We start from the raw sequence: 22,501 nt of genomic DNA, 5'->3' as shown, positions 1-22,501 counted from the left end.
CCCGGCGCGTAGCCGGGGCAGCAAGTCAGCATTGAAACAGTAAGCAGAAACTACATGGGCGTCTGTTTAGAACTCATAGCGAGCAGATAGCCACAAGCGGCGACCCTCTTCGCTATTGGCGTAAACGTTGCCGAAGCTGGTGCCATCGCCGTAGGCACGGTAGTCGACAAAGTCTTTGTCAAATAGGTTGTAGAGGGTGGCGCTGACGTTAAATTGGTCGGTAAACGCATAGCTGCCGCCTAGGTGAAACAGCGAGTAGGCTTTGAAATCTCCCAAATCGTCGAAGGAGGGCGCACCCCTCACGCGTTCACGGTTGCGATAACGCTCGCTGCGGTACTCGGCAGAGAGCCAAGTATCTAGCTTCGGTGTCGCCTGCCAACGCAGCGTGGCGTTCAGCGCGTGTTCGGGCGTATCGGTCAGCGGTTCGCCACGGTTATTGCCGCTTTTCTGCTCGCTATCGGTGTAGGTGTAATTAGCGGATAAGCGCCAATCGGGGGTGAATTGATAGCTGGTGGAGAGCTCGACCCCTTGAGTCACCGCTTCATCGATATTCACGTCCTGGCTATACACGCCATCTGGGATAAGCGGATCGTTTTCAATCAGGATATCGTTGCCGCTAGCAATTTTATCGTCGAACTGGTTGTAAAACAGCGTCGCGCTGGCGGTAAAGCCTGTTTGGCTATCGTAGTGCGCGCCGATTTCGCTGCTGGTGCTGGTTTCCGGTTCAAGGCCTGGGTTGCCGATCGTCAGGATCGTGCCCTGGCCGGTCACCCCGTTAATACCCGCGTGAAGGTCATTCAGGGTCGGGGTTTTGTAGCCACGGCTCACACCGCCTTTTAGCGTCCAGTTCGGTGTGGTGTTCCATACCAAATAGCTACGGGGGCTGAACTGGCTGCCAAACGCGTCGTGATGGTCGTAGCGGCCGCCGAGGGTCAGTGCGAGATCGTCCCGCAGCATCCATTCGTCTTCTGCAAAGAGCGACCAAGTGGTTTGCTCGAAGGTCTCATTGGCCAAGCCGTCATCCAACTCCGCATCCCACCACTGTAGGCCAACGGTGGTCATGTGGTTACCCAACGGCATAATAAACTTGCTATCCAGTACCGTATTGGTGGTTTTTAGCTCGCGTGGGTCACCGCCAATAATGCTGGGGAAGCCCTCATAAGCAACACCCTCTTCTCCGGGAATGGTGCGGCCGGTGGTTTCCGTGGTGTTACGCATCAGGCTCGATTCCAGCGTGCCAGAGGCAAAGCGCCCAGTATGGCCGATAGCCACCTGTTCCCGCTCGAAACGTAGCTCGTCGGCATAACCGTTTGCCACGCCTGGGTTGGGCGCACAGCTGCGGGTGCGGCCATCCAGCGTGCCGAGTTGGCATTCGTCGTTGTTGTAGCGCTGGCGGTTCACCTCTCCATCCAGCCAAAGGTCGTGGCTGTCGTTTGGTGTCCAGGTCAGTTTACCGCCCAGGTTGTATACATCGCCTTCTACCGGGCTAGGGCCGCGTTGGCTCACCTCAACCGGGTTGCCGTTAGCGTCGGTGTAGATAAGCTCTGATGCATCACGCTCATAAAAACGCCCGCGCAGTTGAACGCCCAGCGTGTCCTCTACCAGCGGTCCGCTGGTATAGAGGTTGATTTCACGGCGGTCGCCGAAATCACGATCTTCATTAAAGGTACTCTCGACGCCGACCGAGCCGACCCACTCGCGGTCTACTCGGCGGGTAATAATGTTGATCACGCCGCCCATAGCATCAGAGCCATACAGTGTCGACATCGGCCCGCGAATCACCTCGATGCGTTCAATGCTGGAAACGGGCGGAAAGAAGCTGGTCGAGGTTTCACCAAAACCGTTAGGCGTGACGCTTCCAGCCGCATTTTGACGGCGGCCATCAATCAGGATCAGCGTGTAGTCGCTGGGCATGCCACGGATACTAATGTTACTGCCGCCGGTTTTGCCCACCGAACCGCCGACATCTACCCCTTCTACGTTACGCAGGGCATTGGCCACGCTGGTAATGCGTTCGCGCTGAAGCTCTTCTCTGGAAATAACCGAGATACTCGCCGGAGCATCCACCATTGCCTGCTCAAACCCACTGGCAGAGACAACAATGTTATCCAGTTGCGCTGATTCTTGCGCATTAGCCACCGAGGCAGTAACGCTAAGCGCGATGGCACTGGCGAGGGCGGTGCGAGTAAAGCGTGGCATGGCGATCCCCTGATATGAGTCTTGTTTGCTAATGAAACTGATTATCAAATGAGTTGCGGATTCTAAGAAGAAAAGTTCCCACTTGCGAGGTGGTTTGATCGAACATGGTGTTGCTATTAATGGAACGGTGCCGGGTGGGGAGCGCCTGATTGTAAAGGTTGTTAGTCCGCTAGCTAATATGGGCAGCCTAACGTTGCAGTAACTGCAACACCGCATTCGATGTAATAGGAGTGCAAGTGCTTTTGAGAATCGTTACTATTGGATTAACGGTTAATCAGGAGAGGCTCACATGCGACACACGTTACTGCAGCGCGGTTTACTCGGGATGGTAATGGGCGGCTTGCTGGTGGGCACCGCCCAAGCGCGCACGCTGGAGACGGCTTACGGCGACGTTGAGGTTGTTGATCACCCGGAGCGTGTAGTCACCCTATATGAGGGCGCGCTGGATGCCGCGCTGGCGGCGGGCGTGACCCCGGTAGGAGCGGTCACCACCCGTGGCGGCGACAACGTGGCGGAATACGTGACCGACTACCTCAGTGCGAACGAGCTAGAACACCCTGAGATTGTGGGTGTCGTGCGGGAAATTAATATTGAAGCGGTATTGGCTCAGCAGCCGGATCTGATTTTAGCCGCGGCCCAGCTGCCGGAGGAGAAGTACCAGCTTTTGTCACAAATCGCCCCTACCGTAGTGCCCCACACGCAACCACTGGCGGCCGATAACTGGGAAGCTGAAGCGCGCCTGTTCGGCCAGGCTTTGAACCAGGAAGAGGCGATTGAGGAAGCGATCAGCGCCGTCGATCAGCGGGTCGACGCTATGTCAGACGCAGTAGCTGAAGCCAACGTGGGCAGCAACGCCTATCTGGTGCGCTGGATGCCCGGCGGCCCCATGGTGATGTCGGAAAACCTGATTGCCACCGGCCTGTTAGAGCGCGTCGGCCTGGACGTGCAAGGCGGCGAGCTGATCGGTGAGCGGGGCGTGCATAGCGATGTATTAAGCCTTGAAAACCTCTCTCAGGTAGACGGCGACTGGCTGTTTTTGGCCACGCTAAATGACGACGGCCAAGCCGCGCTAGATAGCGCCAAACAGAGCCCCGCCTTCAACCGCTTGAACGTGGTACAGAACGAACGAGTGGTGCCGGTAAACGGGCAGCTCTGGAGCAGCGCCAACGGCCCGCTGGCGGCTCAGGCGATTCTGGATGACATCGAGAATGCGTTATTGCCGTGATGCTACTTACCAAGGCAGGGAGTAGCGCCAGGTGGCGCTGTTCATCCCGACGCTGGATGCTGATTCTGCTCACCGCCCTTGTGGCGGTGAGCGTCGTTAGTTTGTTGGTAGGCGCAGGCAGCGTTGGCCCCCGCCAAGTGCTGGGGCTGCTAAGCGGTAGTGAACACGCGGAAGCGCGTTTTATCGTCTGGGAGCTGCGCGCCCCCCGCACGCTAATTGGCATTGCCGTTGGGGTAGCGCTGGGCATGGCCGGGGCGCTGCTGCAAGCGGTTTCCCGCAACCCGCTGGCCGAGCCGGGCTTGTTGGGCGTGAGCGCAGGCGCTGCGTTTGCCGTTTCCCTGGCGCTGGTGTTAGGGGCCAGCGCGGCCACTTTACGCATTCCCGTGGCCCAGTTAGGCGCGCTGATCGGCTGCGTGTGCGTGCTCAGCGTGGCTCGGCTGCGCGGTGTGGGGAGCGACCCGGTGCGCTTGGTGTTAGCGGGTGCCGCGTTTTCCGGGCTGCTCGGTTCGCTCAGCGCACTGATGCTGCTCTACGACCAGCGCGCCGCCGATGAGATTCGCTTTTGGGTGGTGGGCAGCTTGGCCGGTAGGCGGTTAGACGATTTGTGGGCCGTGCTGCCCAGCCTGCTGGTAGCAGGGGCGGGCGTTGTATTGATTGCCCGGCCGCTGGCCGCGCTGTCGCTAGGGGAGCGGGCCGCCAGCGGTTTAGGGCACCGGCCTGGGCTGATTCGCTGGCTGGCGGTGGGCTGTGTGGCGCTATTGGTCGGCGCGGCCACCGCCATTGCCGGGCCGATTGCGTTTGTGGGGCTGGTAGTGCCTTTTGTGGCGCGGGCCATCGCCGGGCCGGATATTCGCCGCACGCTCTGGTTCTGCCTTCCCGTCGGCCCGCTGATCGTACTCACCGCCGATATTATTTCCCGTGTCGTCGTCGCCCCCTCCGAGCTGCCCTTGGGCGTGCTCACCGCGCTGTGCGGCGCGCCGGTGCTTATTGCGGTGGTGCGGGCCAAGCGCCTGCCGATGCTCTAACGCAATCTCTTTGGTTATCTGATGCTATGAAAATGACGGCAAAACAGTCGATGAGCGGTGTGGCACTGCCCCATACATCCACCGCTTATCAAGAAGAGTCGAGCGCCCAGGCGGTCGCTGCCCCGCAGGGCTACTGGCGCGTTGCGCTGCCCCGTTATGGGGTGAGCGTGCTGCTGGAAAAGCGCGCCGTGGCGGTGAATATCGGGTTGAGTGCCGCACTGATGGCCGCCTGCGTGCTCTATTTAAGCCTGGGCAGCGTGACGCTTTCCCCCAATGCGGTGTTGGCCTCCTTGCTGGGGCAGGGCGATAGAATGACCGCGTTTATGGTGCAGCAGCTGCGCCTGCCGCGGCTGATCGCTGCCTGTTTCACTGGGGCTGCCTTTGCGCTGGCCGGGGTATTAATGCAAACCCTGGCCCGTAACCGTTTGGCGACCCCTGGCATTATCGGCATCGATAACGGTGCCACCGCCTTTGCGGTGGCCTCGATTGTTGGGTTAGGCGTAGGGATTGCCCCGCCTGCCATGGCACTGGCGGGGGCGACCACTGCCGCCGTGCTCACCTTTGGCCTAGCGGCGGGCAGCGGCACCCAGGGCTACCGCTTTATTGTGGCGGGCATTGGCGTGGGCGCGGTTTTTGGCGCGGTTACACAGCTGATGCTGGCGCGGGTAGCGATTGATACCGCCAACGCTGCCTACCCCTGGACCGTTGGCTCCCTCAATGCCCGCCCGGCAAGCGCGGTACAGCTATTGGGTATTGGCTTAGCGCTTGGGCTGGTGGCCGCGCTGGCGCTGGCCCGCTCGCTCACGCTGCTGCGCTTTAAGGATGCCATCGCCAGTGGCTTGGGCGCTGCGGTGAAAGCGCGGCGGCTGCAGGTGCTGTTACTGTCAGTGGTGCTCACTGCGCTGGCCGTTGCCGTGGCGGGGCCGGTGGGCTTGGTGGCGCTGATCGGCCCTGAAATTGCCCGTTCGCTCTCCAGCGCCCGCCATGTTCCCATTCTAGCCGCCACGCTGGCGGGAGCCCTGGTGATGGTGCTAGCCGATTTAGCGGGCCGCACGCTGTTTGCCCCCATCGAGATCCCCGTTGGGATTGTTACCGCCGTAGTGGGTGGCCCCTGGCTACTCTGGATATTAATGCGCCCGCAACGGAGCCGCCCATGACCTCATTACCCACGCTTTCTACCGATGCGATCAGCATGAGCTACGGCCAGCGCCAAGTGATTCGTGAACTCGGCATAAGCTTGCCCAGCGGGCAGGTAACCGCCATTGTTGGCCCCAACGGCTGCGGTAAATCCACGCTGCTCTCTGGGCTGGCCCGCCTGCATAAACCCGATAGCGGTGCCGTGCTGCTCAACGGCTACGACATCGCCCAGATGCCCGCCCGCCAACTTGCCACCAAGCTGGCGCTACTGCCCCAAGAGGCGGTCGCTCCGGAAGGGCTGACCGTCACCGAACTGATTCGCTTTGGCCGCCAGCCCCACCAGGGCTGGCTGCGCCAGTGGTCGGCGGAAGATCAGCAGGTGGTGCAACATGCGCTTGCCGCTGCCGGGCTTGAGGCGCTTGCCGACCGGCCGCTGGAAGCGCTTTCCGGCGGCCAACGCCAGCGCGCCTGGATCGCCATGACCATCGCTCAGCAAACGCCGCTTTTACTACTCGACGAGCCCACCTCCGCGTTAGACTTAGGCCACCAAATAGAGGTATTCGAGCTGGTGCGCGACCTGGCCTGCCAGGGCCGCACCGTGGTGATGGTGCTGCACGACCTAGCCAGCGCCTGCCGTTACGCCGACCACCTGATTGCCATGCGCGACGGGCAGATTGTTGCCCAGGGCGCGCCCGCTGAGGTGGTCACGCCTGCACTGGTGCGGGAGCTGTATCAGGTGGAGTGCACGCTGCTGCTCGATCCCGATACCGGCAGCCCTTTGCTCGCCAACGTGCGGCGGGCGAGCCAACCCGCGTAACGTGTTGAAGGTTAACCACCCTAGATAACAACGTAAAAGGAATTGATGTGGCTTCTTCCCCGACCCGCGCTGACAAAGCGTCCGTCAATCAAAGCTTTCACGCCTTAATGCGCCTGCTGCGCTACGCCAAAGGCTATCGGCGGCAGATTATTACCGCCACGATTTGCTCGATTATCAACAAGCTGTTCGATATCGCCCCGGAAATTCTGATTGGCGTGGCGATCGATGTGGTAGTGAACCAGGAAAACAGCTTTGTGGCGCGGCTGGGATTTGAATCGCCTCAAGAGCAGATCACCATTTTGGCGGTGCTCACCTTCTTTATTTGGGCGGGGGAGTCGCTGTTTGAGTACCTGTTCCAAATTCTCTGGCGCAACCTAGCCCAGCGGCTGCAAGCGGATATGCGCCAAGATACCTATGAGCACGCCCAGCGCCTCGACATGGCGTTTTTTGAATCGAAAAGCTCCGGCCAGCTAGTGGCCACCATGAACGATGACGTCAACCAGCTAGAGCGCTTTCTGGACGGCGGAGCCAACGCGCTGATTCAAGTAGTGGTCACAGTGGTGGCCGTAGGCGCGGTGTTCTTCGTGCTTTCTCCGCTGATCGCGCTGCTGGCGTTTACGCCCATTCCGCTGATCATTTGGGGCGCGTTTTTCTTCCAGCGCAAAGCCGGGCCGCTGTACAGCGACGTGCGCGAAAAAGTAGGCGACCTTGCCAGCCGTCTCTCCAACAACCTCAGCGGCATCGCCACAATTAAAAGCTTCACCAGCGAAGCGCGGGAAGCCGAGCGGCTGCGGGATGCCAGCGAAGCCTATGTAGAAGCCAACCGCCGCGCGATTAAAGTCAGTTCTGCGTTTATTCCGGTCATCCGCATGGCGATTCTGGCGGGCTTTCTCGCTACCTTTACCGTCGGTGGCATGATGGCGCTGAACGGCAGCCTCAACGTGGGCGCTTACGGCGTGCTGGTGTTCCTAACCCAGCGCCTGCTGTGGCCGCTCACCGGCCTTGCCCAGGTGATCGACCTGTTCGAGCGCGCTATGGCCAGCACCAAACGGATTCTGGATTTGCTCGAAGTGCCGATTACCGTAAAGGACGACAGCACCACGCCGTTGGCTGCCCCGGTAAAAGGCGACGTGCGTTTCGAGGCGGTGAGCTTTCAATATGAAACCAGCCAAGTGGGTGTGAACGGCGTGGACTTACACGTGCCCGCTGGCAATACGCTGGCGCTGGTGGGGGCCACCGGCTCCGGTAAATCGACGCTGATCAAACTGCTGCTGCGCTTTTACGACCCCGCCAGTGGCCGTGTGCTGGTAGATGGCCAGCCCATCACCGACGTAAGCATGCACTCACTTCGCCAAGCGATTGGCTTAGTCAGCCAGGACGTGTATCTGTTTGAAGGCAGTATTCGCGACAACATTGCCTACGGCCAGCCGGATGCCGAAGATGCCGCGATTATCGACGCCGCCAAAACTGCCGAAGCCTGGAGCTTTATCGAAACGCTGCCCCAAGGGCTGGATACGCCGGTGGGCGAGCGGGGCGTGCGACTTTCTGGCGGCCAACGCCAGCGGCTTTCACTGGCCCGGGCGCTGTTAAAAGACCCGCCGATTCTGGTGTTGGATGAAGCCACCAGCGCGGTGGATAACGAAACCGAAGCGGCCATTCAGCGCTCGCTAAAAAGCATCGCCCACGGCCGCACGGTAATTATGATTGCCCACCGGCTCTCCACCATTGTGCACGCCGATGAGATTGTAGTGATCGAGAAAGGCCAAGTGGCCGAGCGCGGCACCCACGCCAGCCTGCTAGACGCTGACGGCCACTATGCCGCCCAGTGGCGGGTACAAACCGGGGCCGCCCAGGCAGGCGATGTTGAAGCGCTTAGCCACTAAATACTCATAAGTGGCTAAGCCAACGTTAATGGTTCACCAGCAGCGCATTTAGCGTGACGGGCACATGCTCATCAATCTGCTGGTAGCCCAACATCGACAGCACGGTGCGTACCGTGCTGTTGGCCATCAGCGCGTTGCCATCCAGTGCCATGGGTTCGGCGTGGGTAACGCGCACCTCGTTTAACCCTTCGCGGGTAAAGCGCAGCGGCACCGCCTCTTCCTGGTTAATCAGATCGGTTTGCACCCGAAAGGTGAGGGTTTCTACCATCGACTCGCCAATATCCAAGCCGTCTAACCGCTCCGGCGGCATTTGCGCCACCAGCGTCACCAGCGTGGTATTCGCCAGCAAGCCCACCCACGGCGGCAGCTCCCCAAAGCGGTTGAGCAGGTCGGTTTGGCTCAAGCGCAGTGGCAGGCGCAGCGTGCCATCGGCAGCAATATCGCCCTGCAAATTATTCACCTGATGGTGATGAGTTTGCGGGGCCTCGCCATCCAGTTGGGTAATCGACGCCTGCACCTGGGATTGGCCAGGATCAAGCTGCCAATCCGCCTGCACCGGCAACGCTAACAGCAGCGGGAAAAGAGCCATCAAAGCTTTCAAAGCGATTCTCCATAGAAGCATTCACCACCAGACCCCAGCGCCGGTCATTAGTGCCGAAAAAATGCCGATCACGCCGTAAGATAGCGCACCAAGGGGTAGCCTCGCCCCCCCACATTCGCTATTATATGCACTCTTTTCGGGCCTATAGCTCAGTTGGTTAGAGCAGGGGACTCATAATCCCTTGGTCGTAGGTTCAAGTCCTACTGGGCCCACCATTAAAATCAGTAACTTAGCAATTGTCTCTGGTGAGTCCCCTAGTCCAAGGGTACAGTTTCGGTACAGTGCCGATCTTTCAGACCCTGGAGATTTTTTGTGGCCACTATTGTCAAGACCCCTTCTGCAACCTGGAAAGCCGTCATCCGCAAGTCGGGTTGGCCAACCATCGCAAAGACCTTCCGCACCAAACGTGACGCCCAAGATTGGGCACGCCGCACTGAAGATGAAATGGTGCGCGGTGTTTATATCCAACGTAGTGCCTCAGAGCGCATGACGCTTGAAGCAGCCTTGCAGCGCTACCTAGCCGATATAACGCCTACTAAGAAACCCAGTACTCAAAAAAGTGAACGCCAAAAAGCGACGACGCTTATTGAGCATTTGGGTAAGTATTCCCTCGCAGCGCTGACTACGGAGTTGATTGCCAACTACCGTGATAAACGACTCAACACGCTAGGACGCCGTGGGCAGCTTATCAGCCCTAATACCGTGCGCCTGGAGCTTGCCTTACTTGGACACCTTTACACCGTTGCCATACAGGAGTGGGGGCTGGGACTTACCTATAATCCCGTCCAGAACATTCGCAAGCCTAGCCCAGGAGAAGGGCGTAACCGCCGCCTGAGTTCTGACGAGGAAAAGCGGCTGTTCGCTGTTCTGCGGCAGCATAGCAACCCAATGCTCGCTTGGATCGCCAGAGTAGCCCTGGAAACGGGTATGCGTTCTTCAGAGATCCTAACCCTCACTCGCAATCAGGTAGACGTTAAACGCCGCGTGGTACGCCTTACAGACACCAAAAACAACGAAGCTCGCCTGGTGCCGCTGACTCAAGCGGCAACCGAAGCGTTCAAGCAAGCGCTGAATAACCCGGTACGCCCGCTCGACTGTGATCTAGTGTTCTTCGGTGAGCCTGGCCAGGATGGAAAGCGGGGTCCCTATGCTTACACCAAACTATGGAACCAGGCGAAGAAGCAAGCTGGTCTGGATGACTTCCGCTTTCACGACCTTCGCCATGAGGCTGTGAGCAGGCTAGTCGAAGCTGGTTTAAGTGATCAGCAGGTAGCAGCAATTAGCGGCCACAAGTCCATGCAAATGCTGCGGCGCTACACCCACCTACGCGCCGAAGATCTGGTAGACCAGCTCGATGCCATTGAGCAGCGACGCTCGAAGGCGTAACAACAATAGACTTGTAAAGTCTATTCCACCCGAATACCAACATCGTCGAGCCCAAAAGGGCGAGTAAGTTACTTGTAAACGGACTCTGCCAGCTTGCTAGCGGTGGACCGTTTACACATCCTGCCCGCAATAAAAACCGCGCCAAGCAGCATCCCCAAAACTTCCACGCAATGAGAGTGAATAATTCTCTGTCATTTAGAATATTTTAGAATATTGAGTACGCCAAAAATGAGCTGAGCTTATAGAGTGCGCTTATAGTGCGATTGAATGCGGTTACAGTGCGCTTATAGTGCGGTTAAGTCTTATTTTTCAATATCTTACGATATATCGTAAGTATACAAGCTAGCCCGATATTCATAACCTTCGTAAGGCAAGTATCAATTACGGAGGATTACACAATGACTATCGAGGACTCCCTTCTCGACCGTTTTGGCCCCCTGCTGAGCCTTCCTCAGTTGGCCAATGTTCTCGACCGTTCACCAGACGGCCTGCGCATCAGCCTGCGCTCAAATAACCCCTGGGCAACTGAACTCAACCAGGCAAAGCTGAAAATTGGTCGGCGTGTCTATTTTCGCACTTCACAAATTGCCGAGTTGCTGGACAGTGATCGGCTCTGCGGTGATAGGGGGTGAGGCATGGCGATTGATCTGATGTGGGCTTTTGAAAATGAACCGCCACCGCTTGATTATGTTTTGCCCAATATGGTGACGGGCACCGTCGGTGCGCTTGTATCACCTGGCGGGGCAGGTAAATCTATGCTTGCTCTGCAATTGGCTGCTCAGATTGCCGGTGGCCCCGATCTGCTGGAAGTGGGTGATATGCCCACCGGCCAAGTGGTTTACCTGCCAGCCGAAGACCCACCCACTGCTATTTATCACCGAGTACATGCGCTGGGCGCGCACTTTACGCCGGAGCAGCGGCAAGTTGTGACTGAACGCCTGCTGATTGAACCACTGATTGGTCGGTGCCCCAATATCATAGCCCCCGACTGGTTTGATGGGCTTAAACGGGCTGCCGAGGGTAGTCGCCTGATGATTTTGGATACCCTGCGCCGCTTCCACATCGAGGAAGAAAACGCCAGCGGGCCTATGGCTCAGGTCATTGGCCGCATGGAGGCCATAGCTGCTGATACTGGCTGTTCAATCGTGTTTTTGCACCATTCGAATAAAGGTGCCGCAGTGATGGGCACCAGCGACCAACAGCAGGCTAGCCGTGGCTCATCCGTACTGGTCGATAATATCCGGTGGCAATCCTACCTCTCTGGCATGACGCAAGCTGAAGCCGATGAATGGGGCGTTGATAGAGGACAGCGTGGGTACTTCGTCCGCTTTGGCGTCAGCAAAGCAAACTACGGCGCGCCTTTCCAGGAATGTTGGTTCAGGCGTCACGAAGGCGGCATCCTAAAACCTGCTGTACTTGAGCGGCAGAAACGTCCCTCGCCAGTAAAGCTGAAGTCCATTGGCAGAAACAGCGATGATGACTGGTAACCGCGTTGCTCCGACCAGCACGGCATTGCAGGCCCGAGTAATGATCTATCAACCTAGCCAGCGCCCCCAAGAGCGTGCAGGACAGTGGATGGAAACGGGCTTTGGTCGATGCCGTGTAACCGGAAGGCTTGGGCAGCGCCATGCAGATATCGTTGAGTCCATGCTGTATGTTGCCGAACGGCGTCGTGAAATCTCTGACGGAGGCGTCGAGCTACTAGTTGACCCGGCAAAGTTGCGTCGAATGCTATCAGATCACCAGTACAGCCATGGTCGCATCAAAAAGCTACTGATCGATCTGCGAGCTGCCACGGTGGAAATTGTGACGCCGGAGCTGGAGCGGAGCAGTGACAGTATCATTGGCGGCTTGATTGACCATGTGATCCCATCATCTATGACCCGCCGCGACCCGCTCACAGGCGGCGAACGACACTTGTGGCGTGTCCGGCTGGGTGTTGCTTTGGTGATGCTGATGGAAAAGGACTTGTCGTTGTACTACTCGCCTGCACCGATTGCCAGACTACAACATGGAATCAGCCAGGCAGTTGCCCGGCATGTGCTTACCCACAAACACAACCCAGTCGGCGGTTGGTTTCTGGACACACTGATCCGCGCTGTTTGCGGTGTTGCTGCGAGCAGTACCACGCTCCGCAACTTCCGACGGCGCATTAAGGAGGATTCAGACAGATTGGTAGAAATCGGCATTGAGGTAGATGCCAGCGACAGGGTAAAGCGTGTCACAGCGGCCCGATAGCGTGCCACACCGGCCCGATGGCGTGTCACACCGGCCTGGAAGCGTGCCACAGCGGCCCGATTCTTTACGGTTTTAGCAGGATATTCAGGATATATCAGGATATCCAGGCGGTGTAACCACCCGCTGGATGCGGGTGGCTACACCTTAACTGATCAAGCACAAGGGGCTTGATCAATCGGCCGGAGGCCGATATTTGAACGCCAAAAAGGAAGACCGTCACCCAGCGCCTGTGCCAAACCCTGACGCTACTTGGGTTAGCTCTTGAGGCCGTTGCAAGGCGGCATCAAAAGAATGCCAGTGACCATAATAATAATCAGAATATTATTCTTCTTATTATTATGGATGGGATAACCCGGCTGGTTTCGACACCACGGCTGATATCGCCGCCCCTTTTTGTAGTTAAAACGCCGGGTAGCGCCCAACATGGTTGGAATATGCCAGTTTGGCGAGGGGGGGCTGATTATGCGTAGGGGGGTCCGATTATGCGTACCGCCCCTGCGCGACAGATAGCCTCAATAACCACGATCAGGCATCAAGGTTGCTGCGGCGATCTTGAGGCTCTGGCCGCCATGAGACGGCTTTCATGATGAAGGGGTAGCATACCGGCAACATCAGCCAGGCTATCCATGAGCCGATGACAGCGAAGCCAACCAGCAACAGCACTATTCCCAACCAGGCTATTAGATACCAAACAGGGGCTTGCGGGCGTTCACTGTTCATCGTTCAGTCTCCGTGCGGGTGACATGTAGGGCTGCTGTGAGCCGTCATGCTCGCTACTTGCCGGTTCAAAGGGGGAGCGATTATGCGTGGCTTGGGGGGTCTGATTATGCGTACTGTCGCCGTCAGTAGACGAAGCGCCTCGGATAGTGCCGCTCATGGCACCGGTCTGGCCGCTGTTCTGCTGGCCACCCATATGGGCTGAATCGCCACCGCCTTCCGACATGCCGAGTCGTTCAGCCCGGAGTTTCTGAGCCATAGAGCCGCCGAACGAGCCGTGACTGGCGTTGTAGTCACCCATAATCTTACCGCCCAAGGTTTCACCTGCCGCCTTTGTCAGGTTCTTCATAGTCTTTCCAGCGTGGCCCATGCCCGCAGCGGCACCGCTCGATGACGAGGCAGAGCCCGGCATGGGGAGCGGCCCATTTCCAGCACCTGTAGAGCTACCACCGCCTGGAGCTACTGCCGAAGCGAGCGCGCCACTGCCACCGAGCTGTTCACCAGCCAGCTTGGAAGCTTCACGCATGGCCATAGCGCCACCCGCAGCGCCTACAGCAGCCCCTACCGCGACAGACCCGGCAGCCCTTGCCATGCCGCCTACAGACGGCGTTGCACTGCCGAGAGAAGCCCCGTTGATGATTCCCTGAACCGCGTCAGGAATCATCTTCACCAGAATGGCCATCATCAACAGCACCCCAATGATGGCGAGGATGGCCCGGAACGACTCATGATCCTGATTCACAGCCCACTGGTGGATAAATTGCTCACCCGCGCCGATGACCAAGAACATGACATAGAGCTTGGCACCGATGCTGATGGTGTAGGTGATGTACTTTTTGGCGTAATCCGCCGTCCACTGCGAACCGCCAAAGCCCAGCAGAACAATGCCTGCTGCCGTGACCACGTACATTTCAGCCAGCACAAAGAAGGCATAAGCAGCAATCAGCGTGTACAGGATGACAACAGGCAGCGCCAGGATGGTGTAAGCGATCCGGCTCAAGCCACTGCCTGCCGAAATAACATCGCCCCCAAGGGTAAATCCCCGCTCCAGGATCTCCGGCACGCTAAGGCTCAAGCTAGTACCGGTAGCTTGTCCGCCGATCCAGACCCAGCCCTTGATCATGGTTTCTGCCAATTGTTGACCACCTTGGATCAGAAACAGGAAAAATCCAGTGAAAATCACCAGCCTGACGAACTCTGCCACGAACTCGCCCAGGTCAGCATTTCGCAGCACCATTTGACTTGCTGACCAGGTATAGGAAATCACGGCCAGCGATAGCAGTAGCCAGGTAGCTACCTGCTGCAACGGGGCGTACCACAAGGCTACAGAGTCTCGAAATCCCTCCTGAAGGTCGCGGACTATATCGCCATCCGCAGCGGTGACTGGCCCGCTGAGCAGCACCAGGCCAGCATAGAGCAACGGATATAGCCAAGGTCTCATTGCTCATCCTCCCCGACTTCTGAACTGAACAGATCATCGCTGGTGATTGGCCGCTGAGAAGATGGTTCGCTCTCACGTGGAGCGGTGGCACGTTCCCAAGCGGCATCTTCTTCCGCCTTATCGTTCTGCAACAGGGCCGCTGCGGTTGCGATAGTCGCCACCAAGCCAGCAATGACAATCAGAGTTGTGGTATTGGTATTCATGTCTCACTCCTCAAAACAGATCATTGGCCTGGATGGGCTGCTGGGTATCTGGGTTGTTATCACGGGGCGTAACGGCACGATGCCAAGCGGAGTCATCCTCTGCCTGTCGGTCGACCTGGCCACCTACATGGCTAGCCTGTAGCTGCATCTGAGCCATTTGTAGTTGCCGGAGCTTCTGGAGCTGTTCCACCTGCATGGCAGCGATAGAGCCCCCAGCTTGGAGAAGCTGCTTGGTACCGGACGCGCTTTCCATTTGCGCTTCAATGGTGCGAAGCGCTGAATCTTCCCGGTCAAATTGCTGGGCCTGGAGACCAGCCGCACGTAGTGCCCCACGCACGCTGTCATGATTAGATTGAGACCAATCTCTGTAGCGCTCTGCCAATGCATCATGGTTGCCTTGCTGGCGTTGAGCGTAGTATTCGAAGTCGCGATACTCTCGCTGATAGTCCTCGTCGATCTGCCCAGAACTATATGCTACAGCCCGGCCAGTGGTGACGATGCTGGCAAGCGCCTGGAGATCCGCCAACGCTTGTTGTTTGATGTGGTTGGGCAGATTACGCATGTTTTCATACATAATTTCATACTGGCGAATTTGATAAGCTAGGTTTTGCGCTTCGCTAATTGCAATATCCAGAAGTTCTGCGTTATTTAAAAGTTGGGTTATTTCTGTTGCCCCGCCGGTTAATCCACCACCGCCAGAGTAAACGGGCAGTGATACAGAAATAGCTGCGGCCAAGATGGCTGTGCCGATTCTCTTTTTCATTGTTTCGCCTCCCTAATAAATCTCCTGACGTATAGCGCAAACTGGTTATATTTAACTTTTACTTCTCCCCGGTCATGCATGACTCGCCAAACATCTACAGCCGTGTAGCCCTGATCTAAAGCGGCTTTGATCTGGTCAATGTTTCTCAAGAAAGCCACTTTGCCGTTAGCTGGTGGCTTTTTTAGTTTGGCTTTACGAAGTTCTTCAATAAGTTCCATAGGTAATCTCCTCTGATCACACTATGAAATGATACTTGTGCAATACATTCCAAACACTTACGACATATCGTAAGTTGCTGTTTGTATGAGAAAGTTGGGGCTAATATCGCACTATAAGCGCACTGCAACCGCATTCAGCCGCACTATAACCGCACTGGAACTGTAACTATTCAAAAATGATATTAGGCAGGACGTGTTTATTGATAAATATTCTATTGAATCGCAAAATTCAGCTAACTTATGCTTTCGATGCGGTACAGAGCGGCACCGTGCGGTTGATCAAGCGGGCAGGATGTGTAATTGCTATACCGCCGCAAGCGTCAGCATAGCAATTACCTGTAACTTACTCGCCTGGTGGCTCGACGCTATCCTGAGCTAGGAGCTGCGGAATCCGTACAGTGATTCGGGTATGAAGATAAATTAGCAAGTTGACAATATTTTCAATGATTTTTCTGAGCCCTGAAAAAAGATGCATCAAGGGTATGCGGCTGACTGGCTATAATTAAAACAATATAAAACAAAGGCTTAAAATTTTTCCTATAAATAATTCAGATGTGACAAGAGTGGTTTTATGATTGACAATTTTGTGTTTTTTTATGACAATGCATATAATTTTTTTGACAAATATGTCTTTTGAGGCCTTTTATGAGCTTAATTAATGTCAGTATTCTTGGCCTGATTGAGGCATCTCTAGATGCTAATTACTCTGAAGTAAGAAGGGCTGCTAATAAAATCGCCCAAGAAATACACATTGAAGACCCGGACACAGCTAGGCAAATAAAGTCATTGGTTCGTAGAAAAGGAGTTCCACTTCGCAGCTCGGGGTATATGGAAAAACTACCTACTGATCCAAAGTCAAGAATGGAATTAGTAGAGGAAACATCTTTCCCTGAAACACCTCTTTTTTTAAATGAAGCAGAAAGGAATGTTTTTGAAAGCTTTTCAGAAGATGTTTTACATGCTGACAAGTTGATTAAACACGGGCTTTCAGGGCGTTTTAATCTTATGCTTTCTGGGCCGCCTGGAACCGGTAAAACGTTGATAGCTGGTCATATTGCGGCAAGGCTGAATAAACCTATTTATACTGTCAGGCTTGATTCGATGGTTTCATCTTTACTTGGAGATACAGCTAAAAATATACGCAACGTTTTTGATTTTGTATCTAGTAAGGGGGGGGTGTTGTTTCTTGATGAAGTTGATGCAGTTGCCAAGTTAAGAGATGATAAGTACGAAGTTGGAGAGCTAAAGAGAGTCGTAAATACCCTCATTCAAAGTCTAGATAGTCTTGATGATAAATCTATTGTTATTGCAGCAACCAATCACCCCAGGTTGTTAGATCCTGCGATATGGAGACGATTTCCGTACTCGATTGAGTTTAATTATCCAGATATTGATTTACGCCAAGTGATGTGGAATTTTTTCTTATATTCTGATGAAGGTGATGCGCAGGTGACAAATAGCCTTGCAGCTATATCTGATCAGCTGACAGGAGCTGATATAGAAAATATTTCTTATGCATCAAGGAGAAGAAGTATTCTTTCTGACAAAGAAATAAATCTGCCTCGTTTAGTGGAGGCTGTGATCAAAAGTTCTTCAAGTAGAATATTAATTCCAAAAAACGGGGATCTAAATGCACATGAGAAAAAATCCCTTTCGATAGAGCTTTATTCTAAATACAGAGTATCTCAGTCTGATATAGGGAAACTGCTTTTTGTGAGCAGGCAAGCTGTTTCAAATTACTTAAAGGGAGCTAAAAATGATTGATAATAATAAAAGAGATTACGTTAATCCAATTTTAACATTTCTTAGAGAGCCAAAGCCTAAAAGTATAACTGGGGGAGGAAAAAGCGCAAGCAATATAGTGGGTGCAAGGCTTGAAAAGCAACGAAAGTCGCTTGCAAAGTCATTAGATAAAATTGGAAATAGTAAGGTAGTTTCGCGTGCAGGGAAATCTCACCTTATTGTAAGAATGTTTGAAGACTCTAATGCACCTTCTTATACTCCTGCGGATCTTTTTAATGAGAATATTGGTTGTAAAATTGTAGCTCCTTCATATGATGGCTACATGTTAGAAGTTGAGGTAGAAGCCTTTAAAAAAATTGCTAAAAAAATTAGAACAAGCGCCAGTATAAAAGAAAAGGTAGACATCTCAAGGGTTGAGAGCATAAAGCCATTTTCGAGCGCAGATGTGCTTAGAGGTCGTGAGCTTTCTAAATTTTGGTCGGATGACGGAAGTGATGAACATTTATTCAATTTATGGCTGGTGCCATTCAATAGTCAAGAAGCTAGAGATCAGGTCGCAAAAGAGGTATTAGCCTTTTATAATCAGGAAGATATTTCTTTTGGTGATAAAAAATATGATATAGAGTTTGCTAAAGATGAAGATAAAGATTTTGGTATTGATGATGCTCTTTCTGAATATGTGAAACATGGAAGAGCATCTGTTTCTGTGAAAATTAAAAGTAATGAAGCTTTTTTAAATATTGTAAGCTCAGGGGCAATCTATCGTGTAGAAAGAGCATTGCCGTTAAAAACCAATAAAGTGGCGCCTGGTTCAGGACAAGAGCCTGTGCCAGGTGATATTAAAAATGAAAATTTGCCGACAGTAGTTATAATTGATGGGGGGCATTCTGCTAAGAGTTATAAGATTCATGAATCTATAAAGATTCCCCCACTTGTTCCAGATCATGAGGCCGATCAAAAGCATGGGAACCAGATCGCCTCTCTTGTTGTGCATGGTTATGCTTGGAACAATAACTTAAAGTTGCCAGTGCTAGATTGTAAGTTTGTTGCTGCACAAGCAATTACAAAGGTTGGAGTGCCTTCACAGCCAACGCTTGAGCAGTTTATTAGATATCTAATTGCTGTAGCTAAGAGTAGTAACGATCATGCATCTGTCTGGAATCTTTCTTTTAACGAAGAAGGTCCAACTCCATATGCAGATGATGTTAGCCTTCTGGGTCATAGAATTAGTAAAATAGCACGAGAGCACAATATTTTACCCATTATTTCAATAGGTAATGTGTCGCCAAGTAATGGCGAGGGAAAACTCTGTCCACCTGCCGACTGTGAAGCAGCTTTAACAATAAGCGGTAGGCAAGCTAAAAATGGCCTCCCTGACGAACCTTGCAATGTAAGTTTGAGAGGCCCTGGGCCATCAGGAATGTTAAAACCTGATTTGTCTTGGTTTTCTGAGTTAAGGGTGATTGGAGGGGTTGCTGAAAAAGGTACAAGTTACAGTGCTCCATTGATCTCTTCACTTGCTGCTCATACCTTTAAAAAACTAAAAAAGCCAACTCCAGATTTAGTTAAGGCTCTGTTGATTAATAAAGCTGAGATAGAGAATCATGATGACTCTTTAGGTTACGGCACTCCTTGGAGTGAAGAGCATCTTCCCTGGGTTTGTGCAAATAATACTGTAACGCTTGCTTGGACTTCAATATTGAAAGCTGGTTTTTCACATTATTGGAATGATATCCCAATTCCAGATGAAATGTTAGATATAGATAATCGGTTGTCTGGCGAAGCAGTATTTACTGCTATACTTAATCCTAAAAAGTCAGAGGAGTTAGGGCGTCATTATTTCTCTACCCGTTTGGAAGTTGCCTTACAAGCTGAAACAACTAGTGGTAAAATTGAAAACCTTATTAAAAAAGCTCCTGCTACTCATTTAAGTGCTAAACAAAAAGAAGATTTAAAATGGAATCCGGTTAGGCATCAAAGAAGTCTGCTAACAAAGAAAATTAAGCCAAGTACGGCAAGAATATACGCAAGAATATATGCAAGAGACTTGTATCAATATGGCATGGCATCTCATCATGAGCTAGAAGGGTTAGAAGTATCGTTTGTGCTGACTTTTAGAAAAGAGGGCGCTGGGGGGCTTCTATTTGACTCTGTTGTGAAAAATCTAGGAAATGATGTCGAATATGGGATTAATCTTGAACAGGATATAAATATAGATACAGATTTTTGAATGAGGTGGGCAGGCTTGCCTGCCCGTTTTTTTAATATTTTACTCGTAGAGTAATGAGAAATTGCTTGCTTATATGAAAAATGCTGAAAATGTTTGGTTCTGGCATCATTAAGTGGCTTGTCACAGCACAAGCGGTACAATAAAGGTACACACACTAGCTTTGCATGCTATTCTCTAGTTACGCTAAACTACTGATCCTAAACAACTGTTCCTTTTTCTAAATTACGGCTACTTTCCTTTATGTGTCAGTAGCTTATTGTTATAGTAGCCAACTCATAATCCCTTGGTCGTAGGTTCAAGTCCTACTGGGCCCACCATTTCCTAGACCCTCCTCCTATATCACCATCCTTCAAGCCGCTGACCAACGTCAATAAACGGCTCCTTCGCCATATCCTTTATTTCTTAAAACCCCATGTCTTTCTGTGGGCTTTTCCACCGATGATTCCCCTCGAACACGCCGTTCCCGCCTAGACCCTTGCCACACCAGAGTGATTGTTGTTGTGAATAAAAATCCGTATCATTCGCTTTACTATAACGATATTTTTCCTCATGCCCGTTGAGACTTCCTTATGCTCCGTAAAACCCTGCCGTTTTCCGTCGCGCCGTTGCCTGCGGCCGTTCGTCGTTCGTTGGTGGTGTCGCTTGGTGGAATGCTGAGCGTTGCGCCGTTGGCCGCGCTTGCCCAAGAAGACACCATCAATACCGGTACCACGGTGGTCACCGCGACCGCGTTGAAAGTCGATACTCCGCTGGTGGAGACGCCGCGCCCGGTCTCTAGCGTTGATCGGGAAGAGTTGGAAACCCGTAATGTGCAGCAGTTGGATGAAACCTTCCGCTATCGTGCTGGTGTGCTGTCAGGCCACTTTGGCAGTGATAACAATACGGACTGGTTCAAGGTGCGTGGTTTTGACCAATCTACCTACCAAGATGGGTTGCGCATTTACCGTGAAGGTTTTTACCAGTGGCTGCCTGAGCCGTATGGCCTGGAGCAAGTCGAAGTCTTTAAAGGGCCTTCCTCGATTCTGTACGGTGAGGCGCCTCCCGGCGGTTTGATTAATGCGGTGAGCAAGCGTCCTACGGAAACGCCGCAGGGCGAGGTTAACTTCCAATTAGGGAACCGCAATCATCGCCAAATGGGGGTCGACACAAGCGGTCCGTTGGGTGAGTCTGGCGACGTTCGCTATCGGTTGGTAGGCCTGTACAAAGAGCGTGATGGTGATTTGAACAACACCGATAACGAGCGCTATTACTTCGCGCCTAGCCTCGCCGTTGATATGAGTGACGATACGACCGTTACTTTTTTAGCTAGCGTGCAGAAAGATGATGGCGTGCCGGTTAACCCTTTCAAGCTGTCCTATGGCACCGTGCAAGATACGCCGTTTGGTCGCGTTGATCCGCAAACCAACCTCAGCGAGCCAGGTTACGATCGTGATAACCGTACTCAGTGGGCGCTAGGTTATGAGCTACGTCATGACCTCAACGACACTTGGCGTTTTGAACAAGATTTACGCTACAGCGAGCTGGATTTGGAGCTACGCAGCACCTATGCGTTCTTTATGTCTGATGCACGGCGTGCAACGCGCGGGCACGTGTATCGCGATGGCTCGATTGATAGCTGGACGGTTGATAACCGCATGGTGGGTAACTGGTATACAGACCGCACCGAAAACACGTTGTTGTTGGGTATCGATTATCAGAATCTGGGCGTAAGTGGGCAGGAAGCGGACCCGTTCCCGTTTGGTGACCCTATTGATGTGTTTAATCCCACCTACGGTAACTTTACCCCAGTGGGTGCGGATGACTTATTGAGTCGTGAAATCGATAAAGAGCAAACCGGGTTGTATGCTCAAAACCAACTGCGTATTGATGACCGCTGGGTACTGCTTGGCGGTGTGCGCGTTGACCAGGCCGAGACCGAAAATAGCAACCTGACCTCAGGTGTCACGCAGCGCTCCGATGATGACCAAGTCTCTTGGTCGGGCGGCGCGATGTACTTGAGCGACCAAGGGATCAATCCATACATTAGCTATACCGAGTCGTTCGATCCGGTGGGGCGTGTGGACGACGCGGGCGATCTATATGAGCCTCGTGAAGGCGAGCAGTGGGAAGCCGGTGTCAAAATCGCACCGTTTGGCTGGGATGGCTACGTTACTGCCGCTGTGTTCGACCTGAAAGAGAACAATACGCTAGTCAGCTCTCCTGCTGGGTTCCAGGTTCAGGAAGGGGAGCGTACTTCTCAAGGGTTTGAGCTGGAAGGCGTTGGTTACCTCACCGATGAGTTAAAAGTGACGGCGGCCTACACCTACACGGATTCGCGCTTGGAAGGTGATCGGCGTGCGCCATTGATTCCGCGGCATCAAGCATCTACGTGGCTGGATTACGCCTTTACTGGCGGAGCATTACAGGGAGTGAGCTTGGGTGCTGGCGTACGCTACGTGGGCAGTACGGTGGATACGAGCGTCGCTGACAACACCTCTGTCGATAGCTATATGGTGGCGGATGCTATGGTCGGTTATGAGTTTGCCGATGGTTGGCAGGCGCAGGTAAACGTCAATAACTTAACTGATGAAGAGTATGTCGCCAGCTGTGAGTATTGGTGTTACTACGGCGAATCTCGCAGCATCATCGGCAGCGTGAAATACCGCTGGTAAGTAATCGCCAATCGCCAAGCACTA

19 protein-coding genes and 1 tRNA gene are annotated in these 22,501 nt (G+C 53.5%); 13 read left to right on the top strand and 7 right to left on the bottom strand.

What is annotated here, in order from left to right; translation table 11 throughout:
• Positions 1 to 66 precede the first annotated feature (66 nt).
• Entirely contained in the window at positions 67 to 2,199 is a 2,133-nt protein-coding gene (locus R0J87_RS03105) for a TonB-dependent receptor domain-containing protein (protein ID WP_498884307.1), read from the bottom strand.
• A 289-nt stretch (positions 2,200 to 2,488) separates the two neighbouring features.
• On the opposite strand from R0J87_RS03105, the gene R0J87_RS03100 reads away from it, so the two are divergent.
• The 5 genes from R0J87_RS03100 to R0J87_RS03080 all read left to right on the top strand — a co-directional run bounded on the left by R0J87_RS03100 (position 2,489) and on the right by R0J87_RS03080 (position 8,286).
• Entirely contained in the window at positions 2,489 to 3,424 is a 936-nt protein-coding gene (locus R0J87_RS03100) for an ABC transporter substrate-binding protein (protein ID WP_498884305.1), read from the top strand.
• 56 nt (positions 3,425 to 3,480) lie between these two features.
• Complete coding sequence (locus tag R0J87_RS03095; RefSeq protein WP_498884374.1) at positions 3,481 to 4,449, top strand: FecCD family ABC transporter permease; 969 nt, start codon at positions 3,481 to 3,483, stop codon at positions 4,447 to 4,449.
• A 26-nt stretch (positions 4,450 to 4,475) separates the two neighbouring features.
• Positions 4,476 to 5,606, top strand: a complete 1,131-nt coding sequence (locus R0J87_RS03090) for a FecCD family ABC transporter permease (protein ID WP_498884303.1) — start codon at positions 4,476 to 4,478, stop codon at positions 5,604 to 5,606.
• The gene (locus tag R0J87_RS03085) at positions 5,603 to 6,403 is read left to right on the top strand and encodes an ABC transporter ATP-binding protein (RefSeq protein WP_498884301.1); all 801 of its coding nucleotides are present in this window, start codon (positions 5,603 to 5,605) and stop codon (positions 6,401 to 6,403) included. Before R0J87_RS03090 ends, R0J87_RS03085 begins: the two co-directional genes overlap by 4 nt.
• 107 nt (positions 6,404 to 6,510) lie before the next feature.
• A complete protein-coding gene (locus R0J87_RS03080; RefSeq protein ID WP_498884371.1) occupies positions 6,511 to 8,286 on the top strand; it encodes an ABC transporter ATP-binding protein in 1,776 nt (591 codons plus the stop codon).
• Between the two features lie 25 nt (positions 8,287 to 8,311).
• Here R0J87_RS03080 and R0J87_RS03075 read toward each other — a convergent pair whose 3' ends face one another.
• Positions 8,312 to 8,887 carry a hypothetical protein gene (locus tag R0J87_RS03075; RefSeq protein ID WP_498884299.1) on the bottom strand — a complete coding sequence of 192 codons (576 nt, stop codon included), beginning with the start codon at positions 8,885 to 8,887 and terminating at the stop codon, positions 8,312 to 8,314.
• A gap of 138 nt (positions 8,888 to 9,025) precedes the next feature.
• Here R0J87_RS03075 and R0J87_RS03070 point away from each other — a divergent pair.
• The 5 genes from R0J87_RS03070 (at position 9,026) to R0J87_RS03050 (ending at position 12,511) form a co-directional block, all read left to right on the top strand.
• Positions 9,026 to 9,102: transfer RNA gene (locus R0J87_RS03070), tRNA-Ile, on the top strand.
• A gap of 97 nt (positions 9,103 to 9,199) precedes the next feature.
• On the top strand, positions 9,200 to 10,273 hold the full coding sequence (locus tag R0J87_RS03065; protein ID WP_498884297.1) for a tyrosine-type recombinase/integrase: 1,074 nt from the start codon (positions 9,200 to 9,202) through the stop codon (positions 10,271 to 10,273).
• Positions 10,274 to 10,671: 398 nt separating this feature from the next.
• Positions 10,672 to 10,905: a DNA-binding protein gene (locus R0J87_RS03060; protein ID WP_498884295.1), complete on the top strand. Its 234-nt coding sequence runs from the start codon at positions 10,672 to 10,674 to the stop codon at positions 10,903 to 10,905.
• A 3-nt stretch (positions 10,906 to 10,908) separates the two neighbouring features.
• A complete protein-coding gene (locus R0J87_RS03055; RefSeq protein WP_498884293.1) occupies positions 10,909 to 11,760 on the top strand; it encodes a helicase RepA family protein in 852 nt (283 codons plus the stop codon).
• Positions 11,747 to 12,511 carry a hypothetical protein gene (locus R0J87_RS03050; protein ID WP_498884291.1) on the top strand — a complete coding sequence of 255 codons (765 nt, stop codon included), beginning with the start codon at positions 11,747 to 11,749 and terminating at the stop codon, positions 12,509 to 12,511. Before R0J87_RS03055 ends, R0J87_RS03050 begins: the two co-directional genes overlap by 14 nt.
• 525 nt (positions 12,512 to 13,036) lie before the next feature.
• Here the strand turns inward: R0J87_RS03050 and R0J87_RS03045 are convergent.
• From R0J87_RS03045 to R0J87_RS03025, 5 genes are read right to left on the bottom strand one after another with little or no spacing between them, the layout of a single operon-like run.
• A complete protein-coding gene (locus R0J87_RS03045) occupies positions 13,037 to 13,231 on the bottom strand; it encodes a hypothetical protein (protein ID WP_089691381.1) in 195 nt (64 codons plus the stop codon).
• Positions 13,221 to 14,669: a P-type conjugative transfer protein TrbL gene (gene trbL, locus R0J87_RS03040; protein ID WP_498884288.1), complete on the bottom strand. Its 1,449-nt coding sequence runs from the start codon at positions 14,667 to 14,669 to the stop codon at positions 13,221 to 13,223. Before trbL ends, R0J87_RS03045 begins: the two co-directional genes overlap by 11 nt.
• Positions 14,666 to 14,872: a hypothetical protein gene (locus R0J87_RS03035; RefSeq protein WP_498884287.1), complete on the bottom strand. Its 207-nt coding sequence runs from the start codon at positions 14,870 to 14,872 to the stop codon at positions 14,666 to 14,668. The genes trbL and R0J87_RS03035 overlap by 4 nt, the downstream gene beginning before the upstream one ends.
• Positions 14,873 to 14,882: 10 nt before the next feature.
• Complete coding sequence (gene trbJ / locus R0J87_RS03030; protein WP_498884285.1) at positions 14,883 to 15,635, bottom strand: P-type conjugative transfer protein TrbJ; 753 nt, start codon at positions 15,633 to 15,635, stop codon at positions 14,883 to 14,885.
• Entirely contained in the window at positions 15,632 to 15,853 is a 222-nt protein-coding gene (locus R0J87_RS03025) for a TraK family protein (protein WP_498884283.1), read from the bottom strand. Before R0J87_RS03025 ends, trbJ begins: the two co-directional genes overlap by 4 nt.
• Before the next feature lie 645 nt (positions 15,854 to 16,498).
• Here R0J87_RS03025 and R0J87_RS03020 point away from each other — a divergent pair.
• The 3 genes from R0J87_RS03020 to R0J87_RS03010 all read left to right on the top strand — a co-directional run bounded on the left by R0J87_RS03020 (position 16,499) and on the right by R0J87_RS03010 (position 22,477).
• Positions 16,499 to 17,617, top strand: coding sequence for an AAA family ATPase (locus tag R0J87_RS03020; RefSeq protein WP_498884281.1), 1,119 nt, complete (start codon positions 16,499 to 16,501; stop codon positions 17,615 to 17,617).
• Complete coding sequence (locus R0J87_RS03015) at positions 17,610 to 19,826, top strand: S8 family peptidase (protein ID WP_498884279.1); 2,217 nt, start codon at positions 17,610 to 17,612, stop codon at positions 19,824 to 19,826. The genes R0J87_RS03020 and R0J87_RS03015 overlap by 8 nt, the downstream gene beginning before the upstream one ends.
• Before the next feature lie 569 nt (positions 19,827 to 20,395).
• Complete coding sequence (locus R0J87_RS03010) at positions 20,396 to 22,477, top strand: TonB-dependent siderophore receptor (protein ID WP_498884278.1); 2,082 nt, start codon at positions 20,396 to 20,398, stop codon at positions 22,475 to 22,477.
• The last annotated feature ends 24 nt before the right edge of the window (positions 22,478 to 22,501 follow it).

Source organism: Halomonas sp. SIMBA_159 (assembly GCF_046536035.1).
GTDB classification, from domain to species: Bacteria; Pseudomonadota; Gammaproteobacteria; order Pseudomonadales; family Halomonadaceae; genus Vreelandella; species Vreelandella venusta_A.
Note: the sequence above shows the minus strand (reverse complement) of the source record. Positions and strands in the feature narration are given on the sequence as shown.

Excerpts from the sequence above, each read along its gene's own strand:
- R0J87_RS03035 (WP_498884287.1), bottom strand. The coding sequence starts at position 14,872 with ATGAATACCAATACCACAACTCTGATTGTCATTGCTGGCTTGGTGGCG.
- R0J87_RS03020 (WP_498884281.1), top strand. The coding sequence starts at position 16,499 with ATGAGCTTAATTAATGTCAGTATTCTTGGCCTGATTGAGGCATCTCTA.
- R0J87_RS03055 (WP_498884293.1), top strand. The coding sequence starts at position 10,909 with ATGGCGATTGATCTGATGTGGGCTTTTGAAAATGAACCGCCACCGCTT.
- R0J87_RS03080 (WP_498884371.1), top strand. The coding sequence starts at position 6,511 with ATGCGCCTGCTGCGCTACGCCAAAGGCTATCGGCGGCAGATTATTACC.
- R0J87_RS03050 (WP_498884291.1), top strand. The coding sequence starts at position 11,747 with ATGATGACTGGTAACCGCGTTGCTCCGACCAGCACGGCATTGCAGGCC.
- R0J87_RS03090 (WP_498884303.1), top strand. The coding sequence starts at position 4,476 with ATGAAAATGACGGCAAAACAGTCGATGAGCGGTGTGGCACTGCCCCAT.
- R0J87_RS03025 (WP_498884283.1), bottom strand. The coding sequence starts at position 15,853 with ATGGAACTTATTGAAGAACTTCGTAAAGCCAAACTAAAAAAGCCACCA.
- R0J87_RS03060 (WP_498884295.1), top strand. The coding sequence starts at position 10,672 with ATGACTATCGAGGACTCCCTTCTCGACCGTTTTGGCCCCCTGCTGAGC.
- R0J87_RS03045 (WP_089691381.1), bottom strand. The coding sequence starts at position 13,231 with ATGAACAGTGAACGCCCGCAAGCCCCTGTTTGGTATCTAATAGCCTGG.
- R0J87_RS03100 (WP_498884305.1), top strand. The coding sequence starts at position 2,489 with ATGCGACACACGTTACTGCAGCGCGGTTTACTCGGGATGGTAATGGGC.
- R0J87_RS03010 (WP_498884278.1), top strand. The coding sequence starts at position 20,396 with ATGCTCCGTAAAACCCTGCCGTTTTCCGTCGCGCCGTTGCCTGCGGCC.
- trbJ (WP_498884285.1), bottom strand. The coding sequence starts at position 15,635 with ATGAAAAAGAGAATCGGCACAGCCATCTTGGCCGCAGCTATTTCTGTA.
- R0J87_RS03105 (WP_498884307.1), bottom strand. The coding sequence starts at position 2,199 with ATGCCACGCTTTACTCGCACCGCCCTCGCCAGTGCCATCGCGCTTAGC.
- R0J87_RS03015 (WP_498884279.1), top strand. The coding sequence starts at position 17,610 with ATGATTGATAATAATAAAAGAGATTACGTTAATCCAATTTTAACATTT.
- R0J87_RS03085 (WP_498884301.1), top strand. The coding sequence starts at position 5,603 with ATGACCTCATTACCCACGCTTTCTACCGATGCGATCAGCATGAGCTAC.
- trbL (WP_498884288.1), bottom strand. The coding sequence starts at position 14,669 with ATGAGACCTTGGCTATATCCGTTGCTCTATGCTGGCCTGGTGCTGCTC.
- R0J87_RS03095 (WP_498884374.1), top strand. The coding sequence starts at position 3,481 with ATGCTGATTCTGCTCACCGCCCTTGTGGCGGTGAGCGTCGTTAGTTTG.